Origin of the sequence: Candidatus Accumulibacter cognatus, assembly GCF_000584975.1 — a bacterium.
GTDB classification, from domain to species: Bacteria; Pseudomonadota; Gammaproteobacteria; order Burkholderiales; family Rhodocyclaceae; genus Accumulibacter; species Accumulibacter cognatus.
Window position 1 is genome coordinate 1 of the sequence record NZ_JDST02000003.1, and the last position, 25,480, is coordinate 25,480.

20 protein-coding genes are annotated in these 25,480 nt (G+C 60.8%); 15 read left to right on the forward strand and 5 right to left on the reverse strand.

The annotated features are described in order from the left end of the window. Positions 1–848: 848 nt before the first annotated feature. The 7 genes from AW06_RS00255 to tilS all read left to right on the forward strand — a co-directional run bounded on the left by AW06_RS00255 (position 849) and on the right by tilS (position 8,607). Positions 849–1,415: a hypothetical protein gene (locus AW06_RS00255; RefSeq protein WP_273704246.1), complete on the forward strand. Its 567-nt coding sequence runs from the start codon at positions 849–851 to the stop codon at positions 1,413–1,415. Positions 1,416–1,527: 112 nt separating this feature from the next. Beyond that, positions 1,528–2,244: a hypothetical protein gene (locus AW06_RS00260; protein WP_034927198.1), complete on the forward strand. Its 717-nt coding sequence runs from the start codon at positions 1,528–1,530 to the stop codon at positions 2,242–2,244. Between the two features lie 247 nt (positions 2,245–2,491). Then, positions 2,492–4,708 (forward strand): SulP family inorganic anion transporter, encoded by a 2,217-nt coding sequence (locus tag AW06_RS00265; protein ID WP_034927201.1) that lies wholly within the window; start codon positions 2,492–2,494, stop codon positions 4,706–4,708. Positions 4,709–4,930: 222 nt separating this feature from the next. Further along, positions 4,931–5,434, forward strand: coding sequence for a universal stress protein (locus AW06_RS00270; protein ID WP_034943769.1), 504 nt, complete (start codon positions 4,931–4,933; stop codon positions 5,432–5,434). 156 nt (positions 5,435–5,590) lie between these two features. Beyond that, positions 5,591–6,169 carry a DNA-3-methyladenine glycosylase gene (locus tag AW06_RS00275; RefSeq protein ID WP_246148291.1) on the forward strand — a complete coding sequence of 193 codons (579 nt, stop codon included), beginning with the start codon at positions 5,591–5,593 and terminating at the stop codon, positions 6,167–6,169. Positions 6,170–6,263: 94 nt separating this feature from the next. Beyond that, entirely contained in the window at positions 6,264–7,232 is a 969-nt protein-coding gene (locus tag AW06_RS00280; RefSeq protein WP_034943776.1) for an acetyl-CoA carboxylase carboxyltransferase subunit alpha, read from the forward strand. Then, the gene (gene tilS / locus AW06_RS00285) at positions 7,201–8,607 is read left to right on the forward strand and encodes a tRNA lysidine(34) synthetase TilS (protein WP_138677323.1); all 1,407 of its coding nucleotides are present in this window, start codon (positions 7,201–7,203) and stop codon (positions 8,605–8,607) included. The genes AW06_RS00280 and tilS overlap by 32 nt, the downstream gene beginning before the upstream one ends. A gap of 22 nt (positions 8,608–8,629) precedes the next feature. Here the strand turns inward: tilS and AW06_RS00290 are convergent, their stop codons facing one another. From AW06_RS00290 to AW06_RS00305, 4 genes are all read right to left on the reverse strand, one after another. Beyond that, positions 8,630–9,229, reverse strand: a complete 600-nt coding sequence (locus AW06_RS00290) for a response regulator (protein WP_034943779.1) — start codon at positions 9,227–9,229, stop codon at positions 8,630–8,632. Continuing rightward, positions 9,226–11,217, reverse strand: a complete 1,992-nt coding sequence (locus AW06_RS00295) for a PAS domain-containing sensor histidine kinase (protein WP_138677324.1) — start codon at positions 11,215–11,217, stop codon at positions 9,226–9,228. Before AW06_RS00295 ends, AW06_RS00290 begins: the two co-directional genes overlap by 4 nt. A 103-nt stretch (positions 11,218–11,320) precedes the next feature. Then, complete coding sequence (locus AW06_RS00300) at positions 11,321–12,109, reverse strand: M90 family metallopeptidase (protein WP_034943781.1); 789 nt, start codon at positions 12,107–12,109, stop codon at positions 11,321–11,323. Then, positions 12,106–13,011, reverse strand: coding sequence for a DMT family transporter (locus AW06_RS00305; protein ID WP_034943784.1), 906 nt, complete (start codon positions 13,009–13,011; stop codon positions 12,106–12,108). The genes AW06_RS00300 and AW06_RS00305 overlap by 4 nt, the downstream gene beginning before the upstream one ends. Before the next feature lie 66 nt (positions 13,012–13,077). Here AW06_RS00305 and AW06_RS00310 point away from each other — a divergent pair, with 66 nt between their 5' ends. Continuing rightward, positions 13,078–15,300, forward strand: a complete 2,223-nt coding sequence (locus AW06_RS00310) for a bifunctional (p)ppGpp synthetase/guanosine-3',5'-bis(diphosphate) 3'-pyrophosphohydrolase (protein ID WP_034943788.1) — start codon at positions 13,078–13,080, stop codon at positions 15,298–15,300. Between the two features lie 41 nt (positions 15,301–15,341). On the opposite strand, the gene ppk1 is transcribed toward AW06_RS00310, so the two are convergent. Then, positions 15,342–17,462, reverse strand: coding sequence for a polyphosphate kinase 1 (gene ppk1, locus AW06_RS00315; RefSeq protein WP_273704247.1), 2,121 nt, complete (start codon positions 17,460–17,462; stop codon positions 15,342–15,344). A 203-nt stretch (positions 17,463–17,665) separates the two neighbouring features. Between ppk1 and AW06_RS00320 the strand changes: the two genes are divergently transcribed. From AW06_RS00320 to AW06_RS00350, 7 genes are all read left to right on the forward strand, one after another. After that, entirely contained in the window at positions 17,666–19,189 is a 1,524-nt protein-coding gene (locus tag AW06_RS00320) for a Ppx/GppA phosphatase family protein (RefSeq protein ID WP_034943792.1), read from the forward strand. Positions 19,190–19,206: 17 nt separating this feature from the next. Further along, positions 19,207–20,325, forward strand: coding sequence for an MlaE family lipid ABC transporter permease subunit (locus AW06_RS00325; RefSeq protein WP_034943794.1), 1,119 nt, complete (start codon positions 19,207–19,209; stop codon positions 20,323–20,325). A 1-nt stretch (position 20,326) separates the two neighbouring features. After that, a complete protein-coding gene (locus AW06_RS00330) occupies positions 20,327–21,133 on the forward strand; it encodes an ATP-binding cassette domain-containing protein (RefSeq protein ID WP_171047207.1) in 807 nt (268 codons plus the stop codon). A 2-nt stretch (positions 21,134–21,135) separates the two neighbouring features. Further along, on the forward strand, positions 21,136–22,071 hold the full coding sequence (locus AW06_RS00335; RefSeq protein ID WP_034943797.1) for an MlaD family protein: 936 nt from the start codon (positions 21,136–21,138) through the stop codon (positions 22,069–22,071). Then, on the forward strand, positions 22,068–22,697 hold the full coding sequence (locus AW06_RS19560) for an ABC-type transport auxiliary lipoprotein family protein (RefSeq protein WP_273704248.1): 630 nt from the start codon (positions 22,068–22,070) through the stop codon (positions 22,695–22,697). The genes AW06_RS00335 and AW06_RS19560 overlap by 4 nt, the downstream gene beginning before the upstream one ends. Positions 22,698–22,722: 25 nt before the next feature. After that, complete coding sequence (locus tag AW06_RS00345; protein ID WP_034943800.1) at positions 22,723–24,360, forward strand: acyl-CoA synthetase; 1,638 nt, start codon at positions 22,723–22,725, stop codon at positions 24,358–24,360. A 117-nt stretch (positions 24,361–24,477) separates the two neighbouring features. Next, on the forward strand, positions 24,478–25,278 hold the full coding sequence (locus tag AW06_RS00350; RefSeq protein ID WP_034943803.1) for an enoyl-CoA hydratase: 801 nt from the start codon (positions 24,478–24,480) through the stop codon (positions 25,276–25,278). The last annotated feature ends 202 nt before the right edge of the window (positions 25,279–25,480 follow it).

The window sequence follows — 25,480 nt, forward strand, 5'->3', positions numbered from 1 at the left end:
CCGAAACGCATAATGAGCCAAGACTTCCCAAAGATCAAGCCGCTAGGCGTTCAGCCAGAGGAGCCAGCGGAACTTGCACGGGTGCAACAAATCGGCCGGATCGGCCGCCGCCCAATCTATCGACGATCGTTATCATCCATACATAACAGTCAGTTACGGTCTGCTATCAGGGGCAGAGGCAATACGAAAACGTTACACCGCTCTCGAATCCCGAAGCCGAGTCGGAAGTAAAAGGAGGAATTCGCGGAGCCATGCCCCTTGCACATCGGGTGATTCTGGCGTGCAATCCGGAATACACCCTTCAAGGGAGGGGAAATGGTCATCGCTTTCATGATCAGGGGGGTTGGAAAAGTCATGACCCTTAGGCGGCATGCATGGCTCGAAGGTGTAACACTGCGTCGCCCGGCAGTCCTTCGATTTGTTCATTAACTACATGAATTAATGTTGATATAACAGCTCCTCCCGGTTCTTCGGCGAGTTTCTGATGGTGTTTTGTTACACCCCCAAAGGCCTCGCTAAGGCTTCGGAGATTGCTTCCAGGACTTTGATTTTAAGCGGGAACAATATTTTTGTTGTAGCTGGTACGCATTATGCTTCAAGCCCATCATGTGAAAACGGACCCACCGGGATTCCGTTCTCGCCGTCCGACCTATCGCTTACTGATGACCATTTTCCAACCAACATCGCAGCAGAAGACAGGTGAATGCCATGACCACCATCGCCGTATCGCAAGTTGTGAGTAGAGTCCGTTCGTCCGTGGGTGCGGCCGATACCCCGGACTTTTTCAGCATGATCGACCAACAGGCAAGGATGATCGTGAATCTGGCGAGAGTTGTTGCAGAGATGTGTTGCAGGGGAAGGAATCGGCGCATTCGCTGCGCCTGATCGATTTGGAGCAGCACCGGCAGGAACTGCAGCGGCGGCATCAGGCGGTCGTTGATTCACTCCCGCATTCCGGACTTGAAGAGATTCGTTCGACCATGGAAGCCCTGGATCGGGCGGCAGCCGTGCTGATCCGGACCGCTCGCGACTGCCTTTCGGGGGGCTCAAACCCGGACGCCACCGTCTTCCAGATGATGGGGGTGATTCGGAAAGCGATCGAGAGCCTGCGGCATGGCTACACCCGGCTGGCTAATGGATCAACCGTTGCCGAGTTCGATGCCGATGCGGCCATCGCCAGCCAGCGTGCGCTGGTTTGCTGGCGGACGTTCGACGACCAGCGGGAGGTGGCGGCCGCCGAGGGGTGGCACCGGACTTCGCCATCGGGAGTTTCTCCGGATCGTTCGTGCCGGCTGAATGGTCTGTACGAAAATCTCTACGACATCGCTCGCGAACTTTCTAGGGCCGGCGTCATTCTCAAAGTATGGTCGCGGCAACTTTACGGGGCCGTCAGTCCTGCCCGCTTGCCGCAATAGTGTTTGTGGCCCGCTGACAGGCGCGCATTTCAAGAAGTACCGGCCGCTGAGGGCAAGTTGCCTACCAGCGGGTCAGGTGGCAGTTTTTTTATTTCAGGCAGGAGAAGTCATCATGGAAACTCAAGTGCAAGCTGCGTCAAGGTCCGTCACCTCGCGTTCTATCGAAAGCGATCTCGACAGCTATCTGGATGCCATCGCTGACGCAACGGCGATTTTCCGGGAAGCGGTAGACGCTTACCTGAACAGCGAATCGGAAGGGGCATGCTGGCGGCACGCCGGAAAGCTTTCTGATCACCTGCGCCTGCTCGACGACCTGCAACAGAAATTCGAGACCCGCATACACCCGCAATCGGCACTGGGGAATCTGGTGTGCGGAATGATCGACCCGCTGAACGGCGTGAGCCGCTTGCTCAAGGACATGAAGCGGCAGATCACCGGTTTTGCCATCGAATCGGGGTTTTCCAGTCCCCACCGCTATGTGCCTGCGAATCTGGTTGCGGATGTTCAGGAACTGACCGATGAGGTGTGCACCGCGGTTGATGTGTTGGTCGAAAGCTATCGGCCGTCGTTGCTGTGGTGGGAACAACCATCGCCGGGCAAGGCAGAGCGAGGCGTCAGTTGGTACGAAAATCAGGCAGACCGTCTCTCGATGCAGATCCTCAGAAAGATCTTTGCCGACGACAGCCTCGATCTCGAGGTGAAGCTGCCGCTGGCGCAACTCGTCGAGGAGATCGACCGCGTGGCGGACCAGGCCGAAGGTATTGACCAGGGGCTGCGAGCTCGCTTCCGGGCGGGTCTGCCAACTGTCGATGCCGGAGAAACGCACTAAGTCCTTTATCGCGGTCAAAGCTGAGCAGGCCGTTCCTGATCCGGTGGTCCATTGCCGGGGTCCGGCCTTGCGCTGAACAAGGATTTGGACAAGAACCATCCGTGTCAGATTCGTCGCAGCATCGCGTGTGGCCCAGGCTGCGTAGCCTGGGCCACTTTGCTGGAAAGGGCGTCGCTTGGCTCGTGCAGGCCGTCTTCTGGTCTGTTGCGAGATGTGTTGATGCGGGACCGAAGAGGGGCCTGGATTTATGGAACTGGCAATCAAGTTCAAGAATGACAAGCTGGTCGGCGATTTCTGGGGAGGGTTGGCTGCGATGCTGGTCGCTCTGCCGTCGGCAATCGCTTTTGGCGTCACCATCTACGCCTCGATCGGCCCGGCATACGCCGGCCTGGGTGCCCTGGCCGGGATTCTCGGAGCCACCGCGCTTGGCTTGCTGGCCCCAGCAATGGGGGGAACCAACCGCCTGATTACGGCGCCGTGTGCTCCGGCTGCGGCGGTTCTCTCGGCTTTTGCGATTGAACTCGTACAGCATGGCGTGGCTGCGCCGTCGATCGTACTGATGTTGACCGCGCTCGGCCTGGTTTCAGGGCTGGTGCAACTGATGCTGGGTTTCATGGGGATCGGGAGCCTGATCAAGTACATTCCGTTTCCGGTAGTCAGCGGCTATCTGACCGGTGTTGGTCTGATCATCATCGGCAGTCAGATCCCGAAACTCCTGGGGGCTCCCGGTGGTACGGCGTGGTGGCGGGCACTGAGTTCACCGGAAATGTGGCAGTGGCAGAGCGCGCTCATTGGCGCCGTGACGGCCGGGGTGATGGTCACCGCACCGATGCTCACGCGCGTCGTGCCTGCGGCCATTCTCGGCCTGTTGGCCGGGGTGCTGACCTATTTCGGACTGGCCACGGTCGACGAGTCGCTGCTGGTCGTCGAAGGCAACAAGCTGATCATCGGCCCGCTGGGGGGAACGGCGTCAAGCATGTTCGAGGCGATCACCGGCCGCTGGCAGGAAATCGGCGAACTCAAGCTGAGCCAGATCGGCAGTCTGCTCGGACCGGCTTTTACGCTGGCCGTTCTGCTGTCGATCGACACTCTGAAAACCGCCGTCGTTCTCGATGCCCTGACCCGCAGCCGCCATGATTCCAACCGCGAGTTGATCGCACAGGGTCTTGGCAATGTCGCTTCGGCCTGTGCCGGCGGCATGCCCGGCGCTGGTCAGATGGGGGCGACGCTGGTCAATCTGGCAAGTGGTGGCCAGACCCGCGTCTCCGGGGTCGTCGAAGGGATCATGTCCCTGATCGCCTTTCTCGCCCTGGGGGCGTTCATCGCCTGGATTCCGGTAGGAGCGCTGGCCGGCATCCTGATCGTCGTCGGCATCCGCATGATCGATCGGCACAGCCTGCATCTGCTGGAGTCGCCGTGGACCCTGATGGATTTCATCGTCATCGTGGCGGTGGTCGCCGTGGCGGTCGGTTACAGCCTGATCGCCGCCTCCGGCGTCGGCATCGCCCTGGCGATGTTCCTGTTCATCCGAGAACAACTGAGCAGTACGGTGATTCGCCGCAAGATGGACGGCGGTAGCCGTTTTTCGAAGCGAGTGCGCCTGCGCAAGGACATGGCCATCCTCGAAAAGGAGGGTTACCAGTCGGTCATTCTCGAGTTGCAGGGCAGCCTTTTCTTCGGCACCAAGGACCAGTTGTACACGGCACTGGAACCGGAACTCGGCAAACGCAAGTACATCGTACTCGACATGCGGCGCGTACAGTCGGTCGATGTAACGGCGGTGCATCTCTTGAGTCAGATACGTGATTCGCTGATCGAACGCAATGCTTTCCTGATCTTCAGCAGCCTGTCGCATACCCTGCCGAATGGCCGGAATATTGCCGAGTTCTTCGACCAGATGGAACTGACGACGATGACCGACCATGTCAAGGTATTCGGTCAACTCGATGACGCCGTCGAGTGGGTTGAGGACCAGATACTTGACCAGGGTCAGAGTACCGTGCCGACAACCGAAGTGACGGCACTGGAACTGAAGGATCTCGAACTCTTCAAGGATCACAAGGAAGAGACCCTGATCGACCTGGAAGCAGCCTTGCAGCGACGCTCGCTGGCCAAGGACGAGAAGGTGTACGCGTTTGGCGACCCTGGCAACGAGCTCTATCTGATTCGCAAGGGCGCAGTCCGCATCACGCTGCCGAGCCCTGTCGAAGAAGGCGGCCACCACGCGCTGACCTACGGGCGCGGCGACTTCTTCGGCGGCATGGCTTTCCTGTCGCAGATGACCCGCCTCAACGATGCGACTGCGCTCGAAAATACCGAACTCTTCGTCCTCCAGCGCGAGCAGTTCATCACTCTCAGGGAAGAGCACAAACGTCTGGCGTGTACCCTGGTCGAGGAACTTGCCAAGGTGCTGGCCTTGCGCCTGCGCTATGCCGACAAGGAACTGATGGCCATGCAGGAATAGGTAATCTGGGAGCCACTGCTCCACCTCCGGCATCATCAGATCGATGGTGGGCGGGTCTGTTCTGTAGTTCCGAGCGGATGTGCCGGGTCGATACCTCCGCAGCGAAACACGAACGACTTTTTCAGAGGGATCTGCAGTGTTTGCAAGGAATCTGAATGAAAATGGGCTATCATCACGCGCGCCAATGGCTATTGAATACCGCCAACCCGAGGGAGAACGAGGATGTTTCAGCATATCTTGCTGCCGACCGATGGCAGCCAACTGTCCCGAGATACCGCACAACGCGCGGTTGACTTTGCCAAGGCGGCCAATGCCACCATCACTGCTCTGTATGCCAAGCATCCCGGACAGGAATCGGAGAGCTATGGCAGCATGGTCGAGCCCGCCGTGCTCGCGCAGATGGTTTCGGGTTCCGAAGGGAAGGCCAACGAATATCTCGGTTTCATCAAGAAACTGTGCAAGGACGCCGGGGTTGCGTGCACGGCGCTCGCGGTGGTGAGTGAGAGCCCCTGGGAGGCGATCATCAACGCCGCCGAGGACCATAACTGCGATCTCATCTTCATGTCCAAACATGGCCGCGGCGGTCTGTCGTCGCTGCTCCTCGGCAGTGAAACCTACCGGGTGCTGACCCACTCCAGCATCCCGGTTCTCGTCTACCGCCCGCCCGAGATCGACGCGAGCCGCCGCAAGGCCAAAGCCCGCGAAAAAGAACGGAAAAGGGCTTGAACGAAGGGCATGACCGCAGCTGGCAACTGTGGCACTCGGCTGGACCGTTGATTCGCCAGGCCATAATCATGGTGCCGCACGCTGCCGATCTGTGATGATCATTATCCTTCTTCAATGACCCCTGGCTACTGGCATCAGGCCTCTGCAGATCTCGCAATGCTCGACCCGGTACTGGCCACCCTCGTTGGGCGTTTTGCCGGAACCGCGCTGGTTTCGCGTGGTGACCCCTTCGTGACCCTGCTGCGGTCGATCGTCGGTCAGCAGATTTCCGTGCAGGCTGCCGACAGTGTCTGGGCGCGCTTTCTCGCCGCCATGCCGCCGGCGGTGACCCCGGCCGCAGTGCTTGCCATTGAAGCCGCGACGCTGCGTCGCTGCGGACTGTCGGCGCGCAAGGTCGAGTATGTGGTGGATCTCGCGCGCCATTTCGACGGTGGACAGATTCACCCTGATCGCTGGACGACGATGAGCGATGCCGAGATCACTGCAGAATTGACTACAGTGCGCGGCATTGGCGTGTGGACCGCCGAGATGTTCCTGATCTTCAATCAGTTGCGTCCAGACGTATTTCCCCTCGATGACCTCGGCCTGCAGAAAGCCGTGGCCATTCACTATTGTGCTGGAGAACGGCCGGGGCGGCGATTGCTTGCCGAGTACGGCGAACGCTGGCGGCCGTGGCGTTCGGTGGCGACCTGGTATCTCTGGCGCAGCCTCGATCCGCTACCCGTCGAATACTGAACCGGCACGCCAGCACGCCTCAACGAGGCGTCGGGAAGACCTTTCAGGTTAGAATAGGGCGCTTTCAGATCAGCATGATTTCAGACTGCCTTAGATGAAAACCAGTTTTCTCGACTTTGAACAGCCCGTGGCCAGGATCGAGGAACGGATCGAATCGCTGCGCGCTGCGCAGGAGGATTCTGCCGTCGATATTTCCGATGCCATCACGCGCCTCGAACAGAAGGGTCAGAACCTCATCCGGGAGATCTATGACCGACTTTCGGCCTGGCAGGTCTGCCAGGTGGCACGGCATCCACAACGGCCTTACACGCTCGATTACCTGCGTCTGATCTTCACCGACTTTGAGGAACTGCACGGGGACCGGGCTTTTGCCGACGATCACGCGATCGTCGGCGGCCTGGCACGCTTGAAGGGTGATCCGGTGATGGTGATCGGCCACCAGAAGGGGCGAGATACCAGGGAGAAGATCTTCCGCAACTTTGGCATGCCACGCCCGGAGGGCTACCGGAAGGCCTTGCGGCTGATGCGCCTGGCCGAAAAGTTCCGCATTCCGGTGCTGACCTTCATCGACACGCCGGGCGCCTATCCTGGCATCGATGCCGAAGAGCGTGGCCAGTCCGAGGCCATCGGACGCAATCTCTATGTGATGGCGGAATTGCAAGTGCCGATCATCGTCACCATCATTGGTGAGGGGGGCTCTGGGGGAGCGCTGGCGATCGGCGTCGGCGACTGGGTGCAGATGCTGCAGTACTCGACCTACTCGGTGATTTCCCCGGAAGGCTGTGCGTCGATTCTTTGGAAGAGTGCAGACAAGGCGAGCGAGGCAGCCGAAATCATGGGCATCACCGCGGCGCGGCTGCACTCCTTGGGTTTGGTCGACCGCGTCGTCAGCGAACCAGCCGGGGGTGCCCATCGTGATCATCAGGCGATGGCGAAGAATCTCCAGCAGGCCTTGCAGGAAGCGCTGCAGCAACTGCAGGCGCTGCCGCTGGCCGATCTGCTCAAGGCGCGCCTGGACCGCCTGCTGGCCTATGGTCGGGTTACAGGGCAAGCGCAGCGCTGAGCTTTCCCAGCTGTCAGCCGATCGGCAGATCCAGCAGGCGCTCTCGGCATTCCTCAGCACGCGCGTGGCTCCTACAGCGCGCTTGTGCGTCGGTTTTTCCGGTGGCCGCGACTCGCTGGTTCTGTTGCACGCGCTGGTTGCGTTGCGCTCGTCGAACCCGGCTTTTGAGTTGTCGGCGGTGCATGTCCATCATGGACTGAGCGCCAGTGCCGACGCTTGGGCCGGATTCTGTAGCGATTTCTGCAAGCGTTGCGGCGTGCCCCTCACAATCGTTCGCGTCGAGGTACCGCGGGGCAGTGCCGAAGGGCTGGAAGCCGCAGCGCGCCGCCTGCGACATGCGGTGTTTGGCGGCTGTTCTGCAGACTGGCTGGCGCTGGCGCATCATCGCGACGATCAGGTCGAGACGATGCTGTTCAGATTGCTGCGCGGTGCCGGGGTCAGTGGTGCCACCGGGATGCCCGCCGAACGAGGACAGAGCGGCGGCCCGCGGCTGATTCGTCCGCTGCTTGACGTGCCAGGCGCGGTGATCGCGCGTTACGCACAAGAGCAGTCGCTGGCCTGGGTGGAAGACGAGAGCAATGGCGATTCGCGCTACCGCCGGAACTACTTGCGGCATGAGGTGATGCCGCGCATCGAGATGCAGTTTCCCGGTGCGGCAGAGTCGCTGGCGCGTGCCGGGCGCCACTTTGCCGAAGCCGCGCTGCTGCTCGAGGAACTGGCGCAGGCCGATCGGGCGCTGGCGGCGACTTCCTCGGGGCGGATCGGTCTGGCCCGTTTCAATTCGCTGAGCACGCCAAGAGCGCGCAATCTGTTGCGTTCCGAGCTGCTTTCAGCGGGCTTTCGTGCCCCCGCGGCGCGCTGGCTTGATGAGGCCTTGCGCCAGTTGTCGACGGTCGATGCGGTTTCAGAAACCTGCATCCGCTCAGCCGATGGGGAAATCCACGCCTACCGGGGAGAATTGCATGTCTGTCGCCGGCCTTCAGCCGTTCCCGCGGGCGACCTGCCCTGGTGTGGTGAGGAGGAACTACCGTGGGGGGCTGACCGCGTCACATTCACGCCGACCACGGGCGCCGGCATCAACCGTCACAGGCTCTCCGGCGCGCCGCTCCGGATCACTTCCCGGCAAGGCGGTGAACGCCTGCAACCTGACCCTCGGCGACCCTTGAGAACCCTCAAGAATCTGCTGCAGGAGGCCGCCGTTCCACCCTGGGAACGGTTCCGCCTGCCACTGCTGTGGAGTGGTGAGCATTTGGTCTGGGTGGCCGGGATCGGCGTCGATGCGGCCTTTGCCTGTCCTCCGGGTGAGCCTGGACTCCTGCTAGCCTGGCAGAGGGTCGTTCCGCCGCCCGCCGGTCATCTGTTCTCGCAGCGCTGAAAGCGGCGCTCGCTCAGTGTGGTCAACGCTTTCCGGCCAGGAGTTGTGCCAGTTCGACAGCCGTCCTGACGCCCATTTTTTCGAAGAGATTGGCGCGATGGACTTCGACGGTGCGCATGCTGATCTGTAGTTCGTCGGCGATCACCTTGTTGAGCTTGCCGGCCAGAATCCTTTCCATGACCTGTCGCTCGCGTGTCGTCAGGCGGCTGCAGAGGGTATTGACCGAATCCGCACCCGATGCTGCAGCGCGCTGGTCCTTGTCGAGCTGCAGGGCTTCGATGACGCGATTGACGAGTTCGTTGTCGTTGCAGGGCTTCTCGACAAAATCAAAAGCGCCTTTCTTGAGCGCCGAGACGGCCATCGGCACGTCGCCATGACCGGTCAGAAAGATCACCGGCAGGCGGTTGCCACGCTCGCACAAGACATCAAACAGCTCTGGACCGCTCATTCCGTCCATGCGGATGTCAAGCAGCAGGCAGCCGCTGAGCTCTGGTTGCCAGACGTCCAGGAAGTCCTCGGCCGAGGGGTAGCTGAGGCAGGCGACACCACGTGACTCGAGCAGCCAACTGAGTGAATCGCGGATGGCCTCGTCGTCGTCGACGAGATAGGCGTGCGGGGTCATTGCCGGCCGATCGGGAGCGTCATGACAAAGATCGAACCGCCCTCGGGATTGCTCTCGACCCAGAGGCGGCCGTGGTGAAATTCGATGATCGAACGACAGATGTTCAGTCCCATGCCCATGCCGTCGGCCTTGGTCGAGAACAGGGGGGTGAACAGTTTCTCTTCGATTTCCGGCGGAATGCCGGGGCCATGATCGATCACCCTGATTTCCATCTGGTTCTCCCGCTGGCTGAGCTTGACCGTCAGGCGCCGCCGATCGGCCGGGGCTTCAGCCATTGCTTCGATGCCGTTACGCATCAGGTTGAGCAGAACCTGTTCGATCATCACCTGGTCAGCCAGCAGTTCCGGACGCATCCCCTGGATCTCGCGGACGATACGCACGCCACGGCTCTTGGCGGCCCCTTCGATGAAGCCGATGCTGTCATCGACCGCCTCGGCTAGGTCGCAGGGAGCGAGTTTGGGCTCACTCTTGCGCACGAAGTCGTGCACGCGGCGAATGATGTGGCCCGCCCGCTGCGCCTGCACCGCCAGTTTGCCGAGCGCTTCCTTGAGCTGCGTAGTGGTGAAATTGCCGGATTCGAGCTTGTTCAGGCAGCCCGTGTTGTAGCTGGTGATCGCCGCCAGTGGCTGATTCAGCTCGTGCGCCAGCGTCGACGCCATTTCGCCCATGGTCACCAGGCGCGCGGTGACCTGCAGTTTTTCCTGCTGCTGGCGGGCGAGTTCCTCGGCGTGCTTGCGCTCGGTCACGTCGATGATAGATCCCATCCAGCCGGTCTGCCGGCCATCAGCGTCGATCAGCGGGGCTTCGTAGATGAGGGCGTCGAAGCGGCTACCGTTCTTGTGCATCAGACGAATTTCGAAGCCCTCGTGTGGCGCCTTGCCCTGCAGAACGCGATTGTTGAGCAACAGTGTCCGTTCCATTTCTTCGGGTGCCCAGTAGGGCATGGGCGGTTCCCGGCCGATCAATTCTTCGGCGCTGAATCCGACCATCTGCAGGAAGGCGGGGTTGGCGTAGGTCACTCGGCCATCGAGGTCGCGCGCGCGCATGCCAATCACCAGCGAATCTTCCATCGCCTTGCGGAAAGCATACTCCGAGCGCAGAGCCTGTTCGGCAAACAGGCGTCTCTGGATCAGTCCGCGCACCGCCCACAGGCTCCAGAAAACCGCTGCGGCAAGAATGATGATCAGTGTCGCAATCAGGGTTTGCGCCAGGTTGTCCGCGCCACGGTAAACCGTCACCTGGAGCACCATGCCATAGCCGGGTGGGTCGAGGCTGACCGGGTAGCTGAGCGTAGTTGGTGAGGCGTCGATCTTTGACTTGCTGGCCAGCAAGCTGCCGTTGCCGTCGACGATGCGCACCTGGTATTTTTCGGCGAACCACCAGGGGATCTGCTGTTTGAGCAGGCCGTTGAGCGAATAGACTCCGAGCAGGATGCCTCGGTAGTGGCCGTCGTCAAAGATCGGGACATACACCTCGAACTGGCTGTTCTCGGTCGTCCGATAGGCATCGCTGTAGATGGGTTTGCCCAGGCGTGCCAGTTCGATTGATCGTTTGAGGGGGTCCTCGCCAGATGTTTCCTGTCCGGCCCGCGGCAGGCTCTGCGTCGGCATTCCGTGAAGGATTCTGGCCCCCGCGTCGAGCCACAGCAACTGCCGAAGTTCGGGGTTGTTCTTGAGAATGTGGCGGGCACGCAGGTCGAAGATTTCCCCTGGCTTTCTTGCCCGTGCCAGGTCGAGTGCGAGTTGCTGCAGCTGCTCGGAATTGCCTTCGAGGTGAAAACGCATGCTTTGCTCAAGCCAGAGTACATCGGCAATCAGGGTCGAACGCTGGTCATCGACTTCGTTGCGGTGCAGCAACCACAGCAGTGCGATCAGCAGTACCAGCAGCAGACCAACCGCCAGCTTGAGGATCGATAAATACCAGTTCGACCACTTCAGCGAAGTAGGGCGTCGGCGGTCGTACTGGTAGGAGAGGGCAAGCTCTTTCATGACGGCTAATCTTACACTGCCTGGCATAATGTCTGGCGTCCGCTTCCCCTCCGTTCTGCGGCGCGCTGAGAAGAGAAGCGGCCATCCGCGTTTTTCCCTCCGCTTACGGCTGTCGGCCAGCCGTTTTCCGGAAAATTCGCGAAGCCGGATCCTGCCGGTAGAAACCGGCTAGTTGTGCGTAGAGCGCCGGATATTCGGTGCGCAGGAGCGCGGGTGTCTCAAAAAACGCTTCGCTCATGACTGCGAAGAACTCGCCTGGGTTCTCGCTGGCATAGGGGTCGAACAGCATTTCCTGCGCGCTGTCTGCGGAGGCGTCGACGCGCGCGCAGAAATCGTCGTAAGCAGTGTCCAGAACCTGTTGCCAGTGGCTCGGCGATAGCTGTGCGGGCAGCGGCGGGATGCCGTTCGCCTCGCCATTGCGCATGTCCAGTTTATGCGCGAACTCGTGGATCACCACGTTATAGCCACTCCCGGCCATCTGCGCGTCGCGCCACGAAATCAGCAGTGGTCCGCCGTCCCAGGCCTCGCCTGAAGCCAATTCCTGATACTCGTGGACAATGCCGAATTCGTCCTCGACGCTGCGCGGGATGATGAATTCGTCTGCGTAGACGATCACCCCTACCCAGCCACGATAGTAGTCGAGGCCGAGTTCGAGGATCGGCAGGCAACCCTGCGCGGCAATCGAGACACAGATCGCATCGGACAGTTCGAGTTCACCAACGGCAGTGAATTCCTTCTCGGCCAGGAAACCTTCGGCTAGACGGCGAAGCCGCAGTTGTTCGTCCTTGTTGAGTGCCTGGAGGAACGGCAGCGCTGCAATGACCACGTTCCAGAGGGCATCCGGCACTGGCGCCTGGCGATGCCGCAGCCAGCAGAGCAGTTTGTCGATCATTCGGTTTTCGTTTGCGGCAGGGTCGCCGTGGTCAGGTAAATGCCGGCGAAGATCAAGGTGATGCCGAGATAGTGATGGAGCTGCGGAATCTCGTCGAGAAAGATCGCCGAAAGGAGCGTTCCGAACACTGGCATCAGGTGAATGAACAGGCTGGCCTTGCTGGCTCCGACCTCGGCAACGGCGCGGTTGTAGAACACATAGCCGAGGAAGCCGGGAAATATCCCGGTGTAGGCGATTCCCGCCAGCACGCCGGCCGAGACCCGGATCGTCTTGCCCTGCGCGATTTCCCAGGCGTAGCCGGGGGCCAGCGCGAGCAGGCCGACGATTGTGAATGCGGCGAGCAATAGCATCGGGTTTACGCCGGCCGGCCGCCATTGCAGTCCAATGGTGTACAGTGCCCAGGTAAACACTGCCGCCAGCATCCACAGGTCACCGACATTCAGACTCAGCCTGGCCAGAGTCTCGACCTCGCCGCGGCAGACAATCGTTGCGACACCAATGAAGGAGAGCAGCACACCGAGGCACTCGACGCTGCGCAGATGCTTGTTCAGAAAGATCCACGACAGGGTGATCGTGGCGATCGGAATGAAGGAGTTGAGCAGAACGGCGTTGGTTGCCGGAGTGTATTGCAGGCCGATGTAAGCCAGCGTGTTGTAGCCGCCGACACCGAGCAGGCCGAGAACGATGATGGCCTTCCAGCCGGATCGCAGCAGCGGCCACTGCGCGCGCAGGTGGGGCAGGGCCAGCGGCAACACCAGTGCCAGAGCGATTGCCCAACGCCAAAAGGCGAGCGAGAGCGGCGGCACTTGGTCGCGAATGGCGCGTCCGATGACCATGTTGCCCGACCAGAACAGAGTGGTCAGCACGAGCAGCAGATAGGGATGTTGCAGGTTGGCAGGCATCGACGGCAAGCGGGAGGTAAAGGCGCATTATGCATGAATGCCCGGAGATGACCTTATAATGAGCTGATGGTTTCCGTCGTGCACTCGGTCGCCGCCCAGAGCGACCTCGAACAATCCCTGCTGATGCTCGGCGAAGGTCTCGCTGCGGCCGAGGTCGAGCGGCTGCAACGGGCCGTCGACTTTGCCCGTTCGATCTATGGCCATCGCCTGCTCGGCAGTGCCGAGGATGTCTGGGGGCACGCACTGGGAATGGCGCTGATCATCGCCGGTTTGAAGCTTGACGCGGATTCACGGCTGGCGGCACTGCTCTTTGCAGTGCCAGCGCAACTCGAACATGGCTTGCTCCAGATAGAGCGCGATTTTGGACCCGGCGTTGCGCAACTGGTCAACGGGATTTCGCGCCTGAACCGCATGCGGCCAATCACGCGGGGTTTTATCGCCCATTCCGTCGACAGTAGTGAAAAGAATCCGCAGGAAATGAAAGCGCAGATCGAGGTGCTGCGCAAGATGCTGCTGGCCATGGTCGAGGACATCCGCGTGGTTTTGCTGCGGCTGGCCTCGCGCACGCAAACACTGCGCCACTTTGCCAGCGAGCCCGATGAATTGCGCGTGCCGGTGGCACGCGAGACACTGGCGCTCTATGCGCCGCTCGCCAATCGGCTCGGTGTCTGGGAGCTGAAGTGGGAACTTGAGGATCGTTCCTTCCGCTTTTTGCATCCGGCGATCTACAAGGAGATTGCGCGGCACCTCGACGAGAAGAGAACCGAGCGCGAGAGGTTCATCAGCGAAGCCGCTGACCGCCTGCGCCATGAGCTGTTCAACGCTGGCGTCGGCAACGTCGAGATTTCCGGCCGTCCCAAGCACATCTACAGCATCTGGAACAAGATGCGCAAGAAGAAGGTCGGGTTTTCCGAGGTTTACGACGTGCGCGCGCTACGCGTCATCGTTGATGAAGTGAGGGACTGCTACACCACCCTGGGCATCGTGCATCATATCTGGTCTCCGATTGCCCAGGAATTCGACGACTACATTGCGCATCCCAAGGGCAACAATTATCGATCGTTGCATACAGCAGTGCATTGTCCTGATGGGCGCGCGCTCGAGGTGCAGATTCGTACCCGCGAGATGCACAGCCACGCCGAACTGGGGGTTGCGGCACACTGGCGCTACAAGGAAGGCGGCAGCACTCCGGAAGACCGTTACGACGAGAAGATCGCCTGGTTGAGGCAGCTATTGACCTGGCGCGACGAAGTCGCCGATTCCTCTGACTGGGTCAGACACTACAAGCAGGCGGCTTTTGACGAAACGGTCTACATTCTGACGCCGCAGGGCCGTGTCATCGATCTGCCACATGGCTCGACACCGATCGATTTCGCCTACCGCGTGCACACCGACATTGGCCACCGGTGCCGTGGTGCCAAGGTCGACGGTGCACTGGTACCGCTCAACACGATACTGTGCACCGGCCAGCGCGTCGAGATCATTCTTGCCAAACAGGGGGGGCCTTCGCGCGACTGGCTCAACCCTGCGCTGGCCTATCTGTTTACGCATCGCTCGCGTCTCAAGGTCAGACAATGGTTCGCCAGCCTAGCGCTCGAGGATACCCTTGCCGAGGGGCGTGTGGTGGTTCTCCGCGAACTGCAGCGAATGGGGCAGACCAGCAGCAACCTCGACGATCTTGCGGCCAGGCTGGGCTTTGCCTGTAGCGACGATCTGTTCATTGCGGTGGCTCGCGCCAAGTTGAACATGCGTCAGTTGCAGGTGGCGGTGCGCGGGGGTGAGACACCGGTGGATGAGCGTGTGCTCACCGAATTGCCTGTACGCCGGCAACGTGACAGCGATGTGGCTGAAAAGGGAATCCTGATTGTTGGCGTCGATCGCTTGCTGACGCAGCTTGCGGGTTGCTGCAAGCCGGCGCCGCCTGACCCCATCGTTGGCTTTGTCACCCGCGGCAAGGGGGTCTCGGTGCATCGTGCCGACTGCAGCAACTTCTCCAACATGCAGACAAGGCATCCGGAGCGGGTCATCGAAACGAGTTGGGGACGAGGCACCGACAGCGTCTTTGCCGTTGATATCGTGATTGACGCCTACGACCGGCAGGGACTGCTACGCGACGTTTCGGACGTTCTCGCGCGCGAGAAAATCAATGTCATCGCCGTCAACACGCAGTCCCGTCAGGGCAACGCGCATATGCTCTTTACCGCGGAAGTCGGCAGCATCCCGCAGCTCAACCGCACCCTGACCCTGCTGCACTCAGTACAGGGTGTCGTCGGCGCACGCCGCGCGTGAAGTCTTCCAGGGCAGAGGGGACTGGTGTCCCCCTGTCGATTTCAGGCCTGTAGCAATTCGATCAACTCGGCTTGCGACGAATGCGGGCTGGTCCGTGAGCCACGCCGCTGGTGGTAAGTGCCATCGGGTCCGAGTTCCCAGGCCAGGGTGTTATCGGTGAGATAGATCTGCAGGCCTTCGGAGATGACCCGACGCTTCAGTTTGCGGTCGAGCACCGGAAACGCCAGTTCGATACGTCGGAAGAAATTACGCTCCATCCAGTCGGCGCTCGACAGATAGACCTTTTCCTCGCCACCAGCGTAGAAATAGAACACCCGGTGATGTTCGAGCTGACGGCCGATGATCGAGCGTACGCTGATGTTTTCCGACAGATCCTTGACGCCGGCGCGCAAGCCGCAGACACCGCGCACGATCAGGTCGATCTTGACACCTGCCTGAGAGGCTTCGTAGAGCGTGGCGATGGTTTCCGGTTCGAGCAGCGAGTTCATCTTGGCGATGATTCGTGAACGCTTGCCGGCGCGTGCCGCTTCGGCCTCGGCACGAATCGCGGCGACGACGTTCGGCTGCAGCGTGAACGGGGCTTGCCAAAGGTGCGTCAGGGTCTGCGCGCGACCGAGGCCGGTGAGCTGTTTGAAGACTTCATTGGTATCGATACCGATCTCTTCGTTGCAGGTCAGGAGACCGAAGTCGGAGTACAAACGAGCGGTTTTGGGATGGTAGTTACCGGTACCGAGATGCACATAGCGACGCAGGATGCTGTTGCCGGCCTTTCCTTCCTCACGACGGACGATCATCAGCATCTTGGCATGGGTCTTGTAACCGACCACTCCGTAGACGACATGCGCGCCTACTTCCTCAAGCTTGGTTGCCCATCCGATGTTGGCCTCCTCATCAAAGCGCGCCATCAATTCGACGACCACCGTGACTTCCTTGCCGTTCTGCGCTGCTCGCAGTAGCGACTGCATCAATACCGAGTCGGTGCCGGTGCGGTAAACGGTCATCTTGATCGCGACCACCAAGGGGTCGTTGGCGGACTGTTCAAGGAGTTCGATCACCGAATTGAAGCTCTGGTAGGGATGGTGCAGCAGGATGTCGCCGCCACGGATGCTGTCGAAGACACTGTGGCACTTCTGTAGTGCCTTCGGGGTTCCCGGATTGAAGGGTTGAAACTTGAGATCGCTGCGCAGCACCCAGTCGGGCACCTGCATCAGGCGAACCAGATTGACCGGACCGGCGACGCGATAGAGATCGCTCTCGCTGAGGTTGAACTGTCCGAGCAGAAACTGGGTCATCGCTTCCGAGCAACTGTTGGCCACTTCGAGCCGTACAGCGTCACCGAAATGGCGCTGTGGCAACTCGCCCTGGATCTTGGCGCGCAGATTGGTGATCTCTTCCTCGTCGACGAAGAGATTGCTGTTGCGCGTGACGCGGAATTGGTAGCAGCCGAGAACCTTCATTCCGGCGAACAACTCGTGTACAAACTCGTGCAGAATCGACGACAGAAAAACGAAGGCGTACTCACAGTCGCCGAGTTCGCGTGGCAGCCGGATGACGCGCGGCAGAACCCGTGGCGCTTGTACGATGGCAGCGCCTGAACTGCGACCGAAGGCGTCACGGCCTTCGAGTTCGACGGCGAAATTGAGACTCTTGTTGAGTACCCGTGGGAACGGGTGTGAGGGATCAAGGCCGATCGGCGTGATCACCGGCATGACTTCGCGGAAGAAGAAGCCGCGGATCCATTCACGCTGCGCGTCGTTCCAGTCCCCGCGTTTCAGGAAGCGGATGCCTTCAGTGGCCAGTTGTGGCAGGATCTCTTCGTTGAGCAGCGCGTACTGCTCCTTGACGATCGCGTGAACCTCGTCGCTGACCAGTCGATAGACTTCACGAGCGGTCTTGCCGTCGGTGGTGATCGCCACCGAATTCAGCTTGAGTTGTTCCTTGATGCCAGCCTCGCGAATCTCGAAAAACTCGTCCAGATTGCTGCTCACGATGCACAGGAAGCGCAAACGTTCGAGCAGGGGTGTGCGGGGATTTCTGGCCTGCCAGAGGACTCGCCGATTGAAAGCCAGCAGGCTCATCTCGCGATTCTGAAAATATTCCGGCGGGAACCCGCTGGCGGTCTGGATGGGAGGGGTTTCAGTGGTCGTGGCGACGATATTCATGAGTGCGTTCCGTCAGGAAAGATAGATCAGCAAGGGGGATATGAAAGCGAGCATATTACAGCCATCCCTTCGTTGTGGGTCGATTGGCGCGCTGTTTTCTCGATGGTACTGTGCTATCCGTGCTTGCCAGGGCATGATGTCCTGCCGGCAGTGTAAAATGGCCGGCCTGCAGCCTTTTCTTCGCCGTACAGACCAAAACAGTCATGAGTTACGAACTAATTGCCGGGGTCGACCTGGGTTCCAACAGCTTTCGTCTGCAGATCGGGCGTGTCGTTGGCAATCGCATCCACCCGCTGGATACCTTCAAAGAGAACGTCCGGCTAGGTTCCGGTCTGACCCGTGAGAAACTGCTCGATCATGCCTCACAACAGCGTGCGATCGAGGCCTTGCGGCGTTTTGGCGAGCGTCTGCGCGGTTTCGATCCGGAAACCGTGCGCGCGGTGACCACCGATGCGATGCGGGTGGCACGGAATGCGCGCATCGTGCTACCACAGGCCGAGGCGGCTCTGGGTTTTCCGATCGAGGTCATCGGGGGGCGCGAAGAAGCGCGCCTGATCTTCATCGGTGCGGCGAATGCCCTGCCCGCAGCCAGTCACCGGCGTCTCGTGGTCGATATCGGTGGCGGCTCGACCGAGTTCATCATCGGCGAGAATACCGAACCGTTGCTGATGGAGTCCTTGTTCATGGGCGGCATCAGCTATCGGCAGCGTTTCTTTCCGGAAGGCAAAGTGGACAAGAAGCGCTTCTACTCGGCCGAAGTTGCGGCGGCCCGCGAGGTCGAAGCGATCGCTGCCGACTACCAGCGCTTCGGTTGGCTGGAAGCCGTCGGTTCTTCAGGGTCAGCCCAGGAACTCGCCGACATCCTGGAAATGAACGATCTCAATCCCGAAGGGATCAGCGGCATCAGTCGGGAGGGGCTGGCCAGGCTGCGTCAATTGCTGATTCGGGCTGGTTCCGCGGAAGCACTGGGTTTGCAGGGCATGCGCAGTGACCGCATGATGATTCTTCCCGGTGCCATCGCAATCATGTCCGCAGTATTCTCGGAACTGGCTATCGAACACATGACCTATTCCGATGGCGCGCTACCGCTGGGCGTTCTCTACGATCTGCTTGGGCGCTTCGAGCATCATGACACGCGCGACGAAACGGTCCTCAATTTCCGGCGCCGCTACCAGGTCGACGCGGCACAGGTCCGTCGCGTCGAGCAAACCGCCCTGGCGCTTCTTGGACAGCTGATCAAGCTCGATTCGCCGGAGCACGAGAACAATGTCCACTTTCTGCGCTGGGCAATCTCCCTGCATGAGATTGGCGTCTCGGTGGCGCATACCGAGTTCCACAAGCATGGCGCCTACATCCTGGGTCATGCCGACATGCCGGGTTTCTCGAAGCGCGATCAGGCGCGCCTGGCCCTGCTGGTGCTCGGCCAGCGCGGCAAACTCCAGAAACTGGCTGCCATGCCGATCGGCGATCCGAACTGGCGCCTGGTGTTCTGTCTTCGCCTGGCCGTGCTTCTGCATCGTGCGCGCGACGCTCATCCATTCTCCGAATTGTCGGTTCTCGAAGATCCGGTCGGTTTCCAGCTCGACCTGCCCGTCGGCTGGCAGGAGACCAATCCGATGATGGCCGCAGCACTGGCCGAGGAAGCGCTGCTCTGGCGCCGCATTGGCATCAAGCTGCGAATCCGGTCGACGGTGCCTGGCCAGATTGCAGTACCGCTGGTGCTGTGAAGAAATTCTGAGTGGCCATGGCGGTGGCCGCGATCGAGTCCGTCAAGCATGCCGACCAGGAGCGGCTCGTACTGTCCGGTGACTGGACCCTGGCGACCCTGCCTCAGCCGATTTCTGCGTTTGAACGCTGTCTTTGCGATCTGGCAGCAAGACACCCAGGCTGGGATCTGCGCTCGATCACCCGCCTGGACAGCGCCGGTGCGATCCTGCTGTGGCGCGCCTGGGGAAGACAATGGCCGGCCGTACTGGCGATTTCACCTGGGCATCGGGCGCTTCTCGGACGTATCGAGGGGGTCCGCGTCGATGTCGAGCCGGTCCTGCCGAAGCAGTCACGGTTACTGGCCTGGCTACTCGCCCTTGGTCAGGGGTCGTGGGTCGCCGCCAGCCATCTCCTGGCGATGGTCGCCCTGATCGGCCAGATGATTCTCGACCTCGCTTATCTGTGCGTACACCCACGTGACATACCCTGGCGCGAGTTTTCTGCGAACCTTTACAAGACCGGTGCCCAGGCCTTGCCGGTGACCGCCCTGATCGGATTTCTGATCGGTGTCGTTATTTCCTATCTGTCCGCCCTGCAATTGAAGACCTTCGGTGCCGATGTCTTCATCGTCAATCTGCTCGGCATCAGCATCGTTCGAGAACTCGGGCCGGTGCTGGTCGCGGTACTGGTGGCCGGACGTTCGGGTTCGGCGATGACCGCACAGATCGGGGTCATGCGGGTAACCGAAGAGATCGATGCGCTGGCCACCATGGGCGTCTCGCGCAGCCAGCGTCTGATCCTGCCGAAGGTCCTGGCCCTGGCGGTGGCGATGCCGCTGCTGGTGATCTGGTGCTCGGCCGCAGGAATCATCGGCGGCATGGTGTCGGCGAAGCTGCAGATGGATTTGTCTTACGGCTTCTTCATCGATACCCTGCCCAGGGTGGTGCCGGTTGCCAACGTCTGGATCGGCATTGGCAAGGGTGTGGTTTTCGGTTTGCTGATTGCCCTCATTGCCTGCCACTTTGGCCTGCAGGTCAAGCCGAATACCGAAAGCCTGTCGTCGCGAACGACCACTTCGGTGGTGACCTCGATCACCGTGGCAATCATCGTCGATGCCGTCTTTGCGGTGCTGACGCGCAACCTCGGGATTCCCTAGCGTGCTCAGCGACTGTCGCGGTCAGGCCTGCCCGCGCCGGCTGCCGGCGATCGAGATTCGCGGTCTGTGCACGCAGTTCGGCGATGTCGTGATCCATCGAGACATCAATCTCGACATCGAAGCCGGACAGATGCTCGGCCTGGTGGGCGGTTCGGGCAGCGGCAAAACCACGCTGCTGCGCGAGATCGTCGGGCTGCTGGCGCCGAGCCAGGGGAGCGTCAGGCTTTTTGGCCAAGCGGTGCTCGATCCAGATCCGGCGCGCCGGCGCGCGCTGCGCCGCCGTTTCGGCATGCTTTTTCAGCAGGGAGCACTCTTTTCGGCACTCTCCGTTCATGACAACATCGCTTTTCCGCTGCGCGAACTGCACACGCTCGACGAGGCGATGATTACCGATCTGGTCATGCTCAAACTCGCCATGGTCGAACTTGAAGCGCGGCACGCCCACCTGATGCCCGCTGAGCTGTCGGGGGGCATGGTCAAGCGGGTGGCTCTGGCGAGGGCCCTATCGCTGGAACCCGAACTCCTCGTTCTCGATGAGCCGACTGCCGGCCTCGACCCGGATCGTAGCGAGAACTTCGTCAAGCTGCTCAGAATGCTCCAGAAAGAACTCGGTTTTACGGTGGTGATGGTGACCCACGATCCCGAGACACTGGCCGGGCTGGCGACGCGCCTGGCCGTGCTTGCCGATCAGCGACTGATCGCCTGTGGGACGGCAGCCGAAGTATTGTCGGTCGAGCATCCCTTCATCCGCAATTTTTTCAGTTCCGGGCGCGCCGCGGCGATGGCTTTCGGACAAGGAGCGAGCTAGTCATGGAAAATCGTTCGCATGCCCTGATGGCCGGGTTGTTCACCCTGTTTCTGGGTTTCGCGGGAGCGCTCTCGATCTGGTGGTTCGGTGGCAAGCACGAAGCGACCGTCGAGTACACCGTGGTCACCCGACACAACGTCACTGGCCTCAGCCTGCAAGGGCAGGTGCGTTATCGGGGTATCCGGGTCGGCAAGGTACAGGCGATCGAGCTCGATCCTCAGGATGCACACAATATCCTGATTCGTATCAGTGTCGACAGCAAGGTGCCAGTGACCCGTGCGACGACCGCCAGGCTGGGCTATCAGGGAGTCACCGGCATCGCCCACATTCTGCTTGAAGACAGCGGCAACGATCCGACGCGCCTGGCGGGTGGCAAGGACTCACCGCGCATCGAGATGCGATCCTCCCTGATCCAGGAACTATCGGATTCCGGCGCGGCTGTACTGGGCCAGGCGCGCGAATTCCTGGCCAGCGCCAACCTGGCGCTCGACAGCGAAAACCGGCAGCATCTGGCCACAATTCTGGCCAACCTGGAAGCGACGACCGGTCACGCCAACGAGGTCACACGCCAGTTGCGCCAGTTACTGGCACCGGAAAATCTGCGCCTGCTCCATGCCACCCTGGTGCGTGCCGAGCAGGCGGCAGCCGAGGCGGCGCCGCTGCTGGTCGAATCGCGCCGGCTGATGGTTGGCCTGCAGCCGCTGGGTGAAAAACTGGATCGCCTGGTCGGCGAACCGTCGTCAGACGGGATTACCGCCCTGGTTGCCCGTCTGAATGGGGTTGGCAACGATCTGTCGGGAAACTCGCGCCAGCTCAATCGCGTACTACAGATGCTCGAAGAATCACCGCAGAGCCTTGTTTTTGGTCCGCCTGCGTCTGCTCCGGGACCCGGTGAGGCCGGTTTTGTCGCGCCGCCAAGCCGTGAGGAACGTCCATGAACAGGTTCCTGATCTGGCTTGTCGCTGGTCTGCTCGCTGGCTGTGTCGGCGGCACGCGCAACCTGTCGCCGGCCGAAGTGTACGATTTTGGAGTACCGGTCGAGCCACTCGCCGAAGAAGGGCGCTGGCCGGGCGTGCTGCTCGATATCCGGGCGCCGCACTGGTTTGATGCGCGCGATATCGAGTATCGCCTGCTCTACGAAAACCCACTGAAGTTGCGAAACTATGCGCGTAGTCATTGGGCGGCAGCGCCGGCGTTACTGTTGTCGCAACGGCTGCGACAGCAACTGGGTTTGCCGGGCGTTGGTGGGCAGATCGCCGCCGGCTGCGTGTTGCGTTTCGAATTGCAGGAATTTTCACAAGCGTTCGATACCCCGCAGCGTAGTCGCGGCATCCTGCAGGGTCAGGCCGGCATCCTCGACGGCAGGCGCCAGCTCGTCGTTGCTGAGCGCCGGCTGCTCATCGAGCAGTCGGCGCCGACCGCCGATGCCCAAGGTGGCGTCATTGCCCTGGTTGCCGCTAGCGAAGAACTCGGGCGAGAGTTTGCTGCGTGGTTGAATGATCTGGAGAAACGTGGCAGGCTGAAGGGCTGTCGGTCAACGGCAGGCGAAAGCCCATCACACTGATATCACCTGAGAGGAGAAGCTGGGGATGCCAAATATTTACCAAGAAGGTCTCGACAAGAATACGGCCAATTACACGCCGCTAACGCCACTGACATTCATTGCCCGTAGCGCTTATATCTATCCCGAGCGCACTGCAGTGATTCACGGTCAGCGTCGCTATAGCTGGCTCGAGACTTTTACCCGCGTCCGACGTCTCGCATCGGCGTTGACCGAGCACGGTATCGGCGAGGGCGACACCGTGGCCGTGATGCTCAACAATACCCCGGAGATGGTCGAGTGCCACTTCGGCGTGCCGGTTACCGGCGCGGTTCTGAATACGCTCAATACCCGTCTGGATGCCGAAACGATTGCTTTCATGCTTAAACACGGTGAGGCCAGGGTGCTGATTACCGACCGCGAGTATTCGCCTACCGTGAAAAAGGCGTTGGCCATTCTGCACAGCCCGATCCTGGTGATCGATGTTGACGATCCCGAGTACAGCGGCCCCGGCGAACGTCTGGGCACGCAGGAGTACGAGCAGTTCATTGCCGGCGGGAGCCCGGAGTTTCCCTGGGGCGGACCGGCTGACGAATGGGATGCCATCTCGCTCAACTACACATCGGGAACCACCGGCAACCCGAAAGGCGTGGTTTACCATCATCGCGGTGCCTATCTCAACTCGATGAGCAACATCGTCAGTTGGGGAATGCCGCCGCATTCGGTCTATCTGTGGACGCTGCCGATGTTCCACTGCAACGGCTGGTGCTTCGTCTGGACGATGGCCGCCAACGCCGGCACCAACGTCTGTTTGCGCCGCGTCGATCCGAAGCTGATATTCGAAGCGATCCGCGCACACGGTGTCACCCATTACTGTGGCGCACCGATCGTGCACAGTCTGATGGCCAATGCGCCGGCCGACTTGCGAGCCGGCATCACACACCAGGTCGCCGGCCTGATCGCGGCCGCGCCGCCGCCGGCCGCGGTCATCGAAGCGATGGCGAACATCGGCGTCGATCTCACACATGTGTACGGCCTGACCGAAACCTACGGGCCTGCGGCGGTGTGTGCCAAACACGCCAACTGGGCCGCGCTGCCGGTGGCCGAACAGGTTGATCTGAACGGTCGACAGGGCGTACGTTACCACGCGCAGGAGGCGATCACCGTGCTCGATCCAGCGAGCATGGAGGAGGTACCCTGGGACAAGGAGACCATGGGCGAGATCATGTTCCGTGGCAATCTGGTGATGAAGGGCTATCTCAAGAATCCGAAAGCGACCGCGGAGTCATTTGCCGGCGGCTGGTACCACACCGGCGACCTGGCGGTGATGCACGCCGATGGCTACGTGAAGATCAAGGACCGTTCGAAGGACGTGATCATCTCCGGGGGAGAAAACATTTCTTCGATCGAGGTCGAGGACGTCCTCTACAAGCACCCTGCGGTGATTGCTGCGGCGGTCGTGGCCACGCCTGACCGAACCTGGGGCGAAGTGCCTTGCGCCTTCATCGAGCTGCGCGAAGGGGCGGCGCCAAGCGAGCAGGAGGTGATCGAGTTCTGCCGTCAGCACATGGCACGTTTCAAGGTTCCCAAGCGGGTGATCTTCTGTACTTTGCCAAAGACCTCGACCGGCAAGATCCAGAAGTACGTGTTGCGCGAACAGGCGAAATCCGCAGCCGCGATCGAGTGAGCCGAAGCTGCCGCTGCGGCCGGCAAGCGGTTGGACGCCGCTTGTCGACCGTCTGGGGCAGTACGCTTGTCCGGCCCTCGAAAATGATCCCCTACAACCCGTTCCCAGGAGAGAAGCATGCATCCCCCGACGTCAACCCAGGAAGACCCCTACGTTATCCGCACCGATCACCAGGGCATCGCGACGCTGATGCTGAATCGCGCACAGCAGTTCAATGCCTTGTCGCAGGCGATGATTGCGGCCTTGCAGGCGGAACTGGATGCGATCGCGCCGGATCCGGCAGTTCGCGTCGTGATCATCGCTGGTGCCGGCAAGGCCTTTTGTGCCGGACACGATCTCAAGGAGATGCGGGCCAATCACCACCATGCGTTCATGCAGGATCTGTTCCGGCGTTGCGGCAAGATGATGACCACCCTGACGCAGATGCCGCAACCGGTGATCGCGCGAGTGCATGGCATTGCCACTGCCGCCGGTTGTCAGCTGGTGTCGATGTGCGACCTTGCGGTCGCTGCCGACAGTGCGCGCTTTGCCACCTCTGGCATCAACGTCGGCCTGTTCTGCGCAACGCCGGCGGTCGGACTGTCGCGCAACCTCGGTCGCAAGCAGGCGCTCGAGATGCTGCTCACCGGCGATTTCATCGATGCCCGAACAGCTTTGCAGCAAGGTCTGGTGAATCGGGTCGTCGCTGCCGATGCGATCGATGCCGAGATTGACCGGTTCGCCCGGTCGATCGTTGCCAAGTCTTCGGTAGCCATCGGAATGGGCAAGCAGATGTTCTACAAGCAACTTGAAATGGGGCTGGACGCTGCCTACCAGTATGCCTCCGAAGTGATGGCCTGCAACATGATGACCGACGACGCGGGCGAGGGAATCGACGCGTTCATTGGCAAGCGTCGAGCCGAGTGGAAGGGCCGGTAAGATTTACCTATCATGCACAGTAGTCCCCGGCTCCCATATTATGGGGTGTCCGTGCATTTTTCTCGCTCGCCCACCCACCGAGCCGTCGCGAGTCGGAACGGGCAATGCGCGATGTCCTTTCTTCGATATGCTGCAACAGTTCGTCGAGAATGAACCGATGGCTCACGGCTCCTGAAATCGACTCCGGATCTGTCGTCGGGTT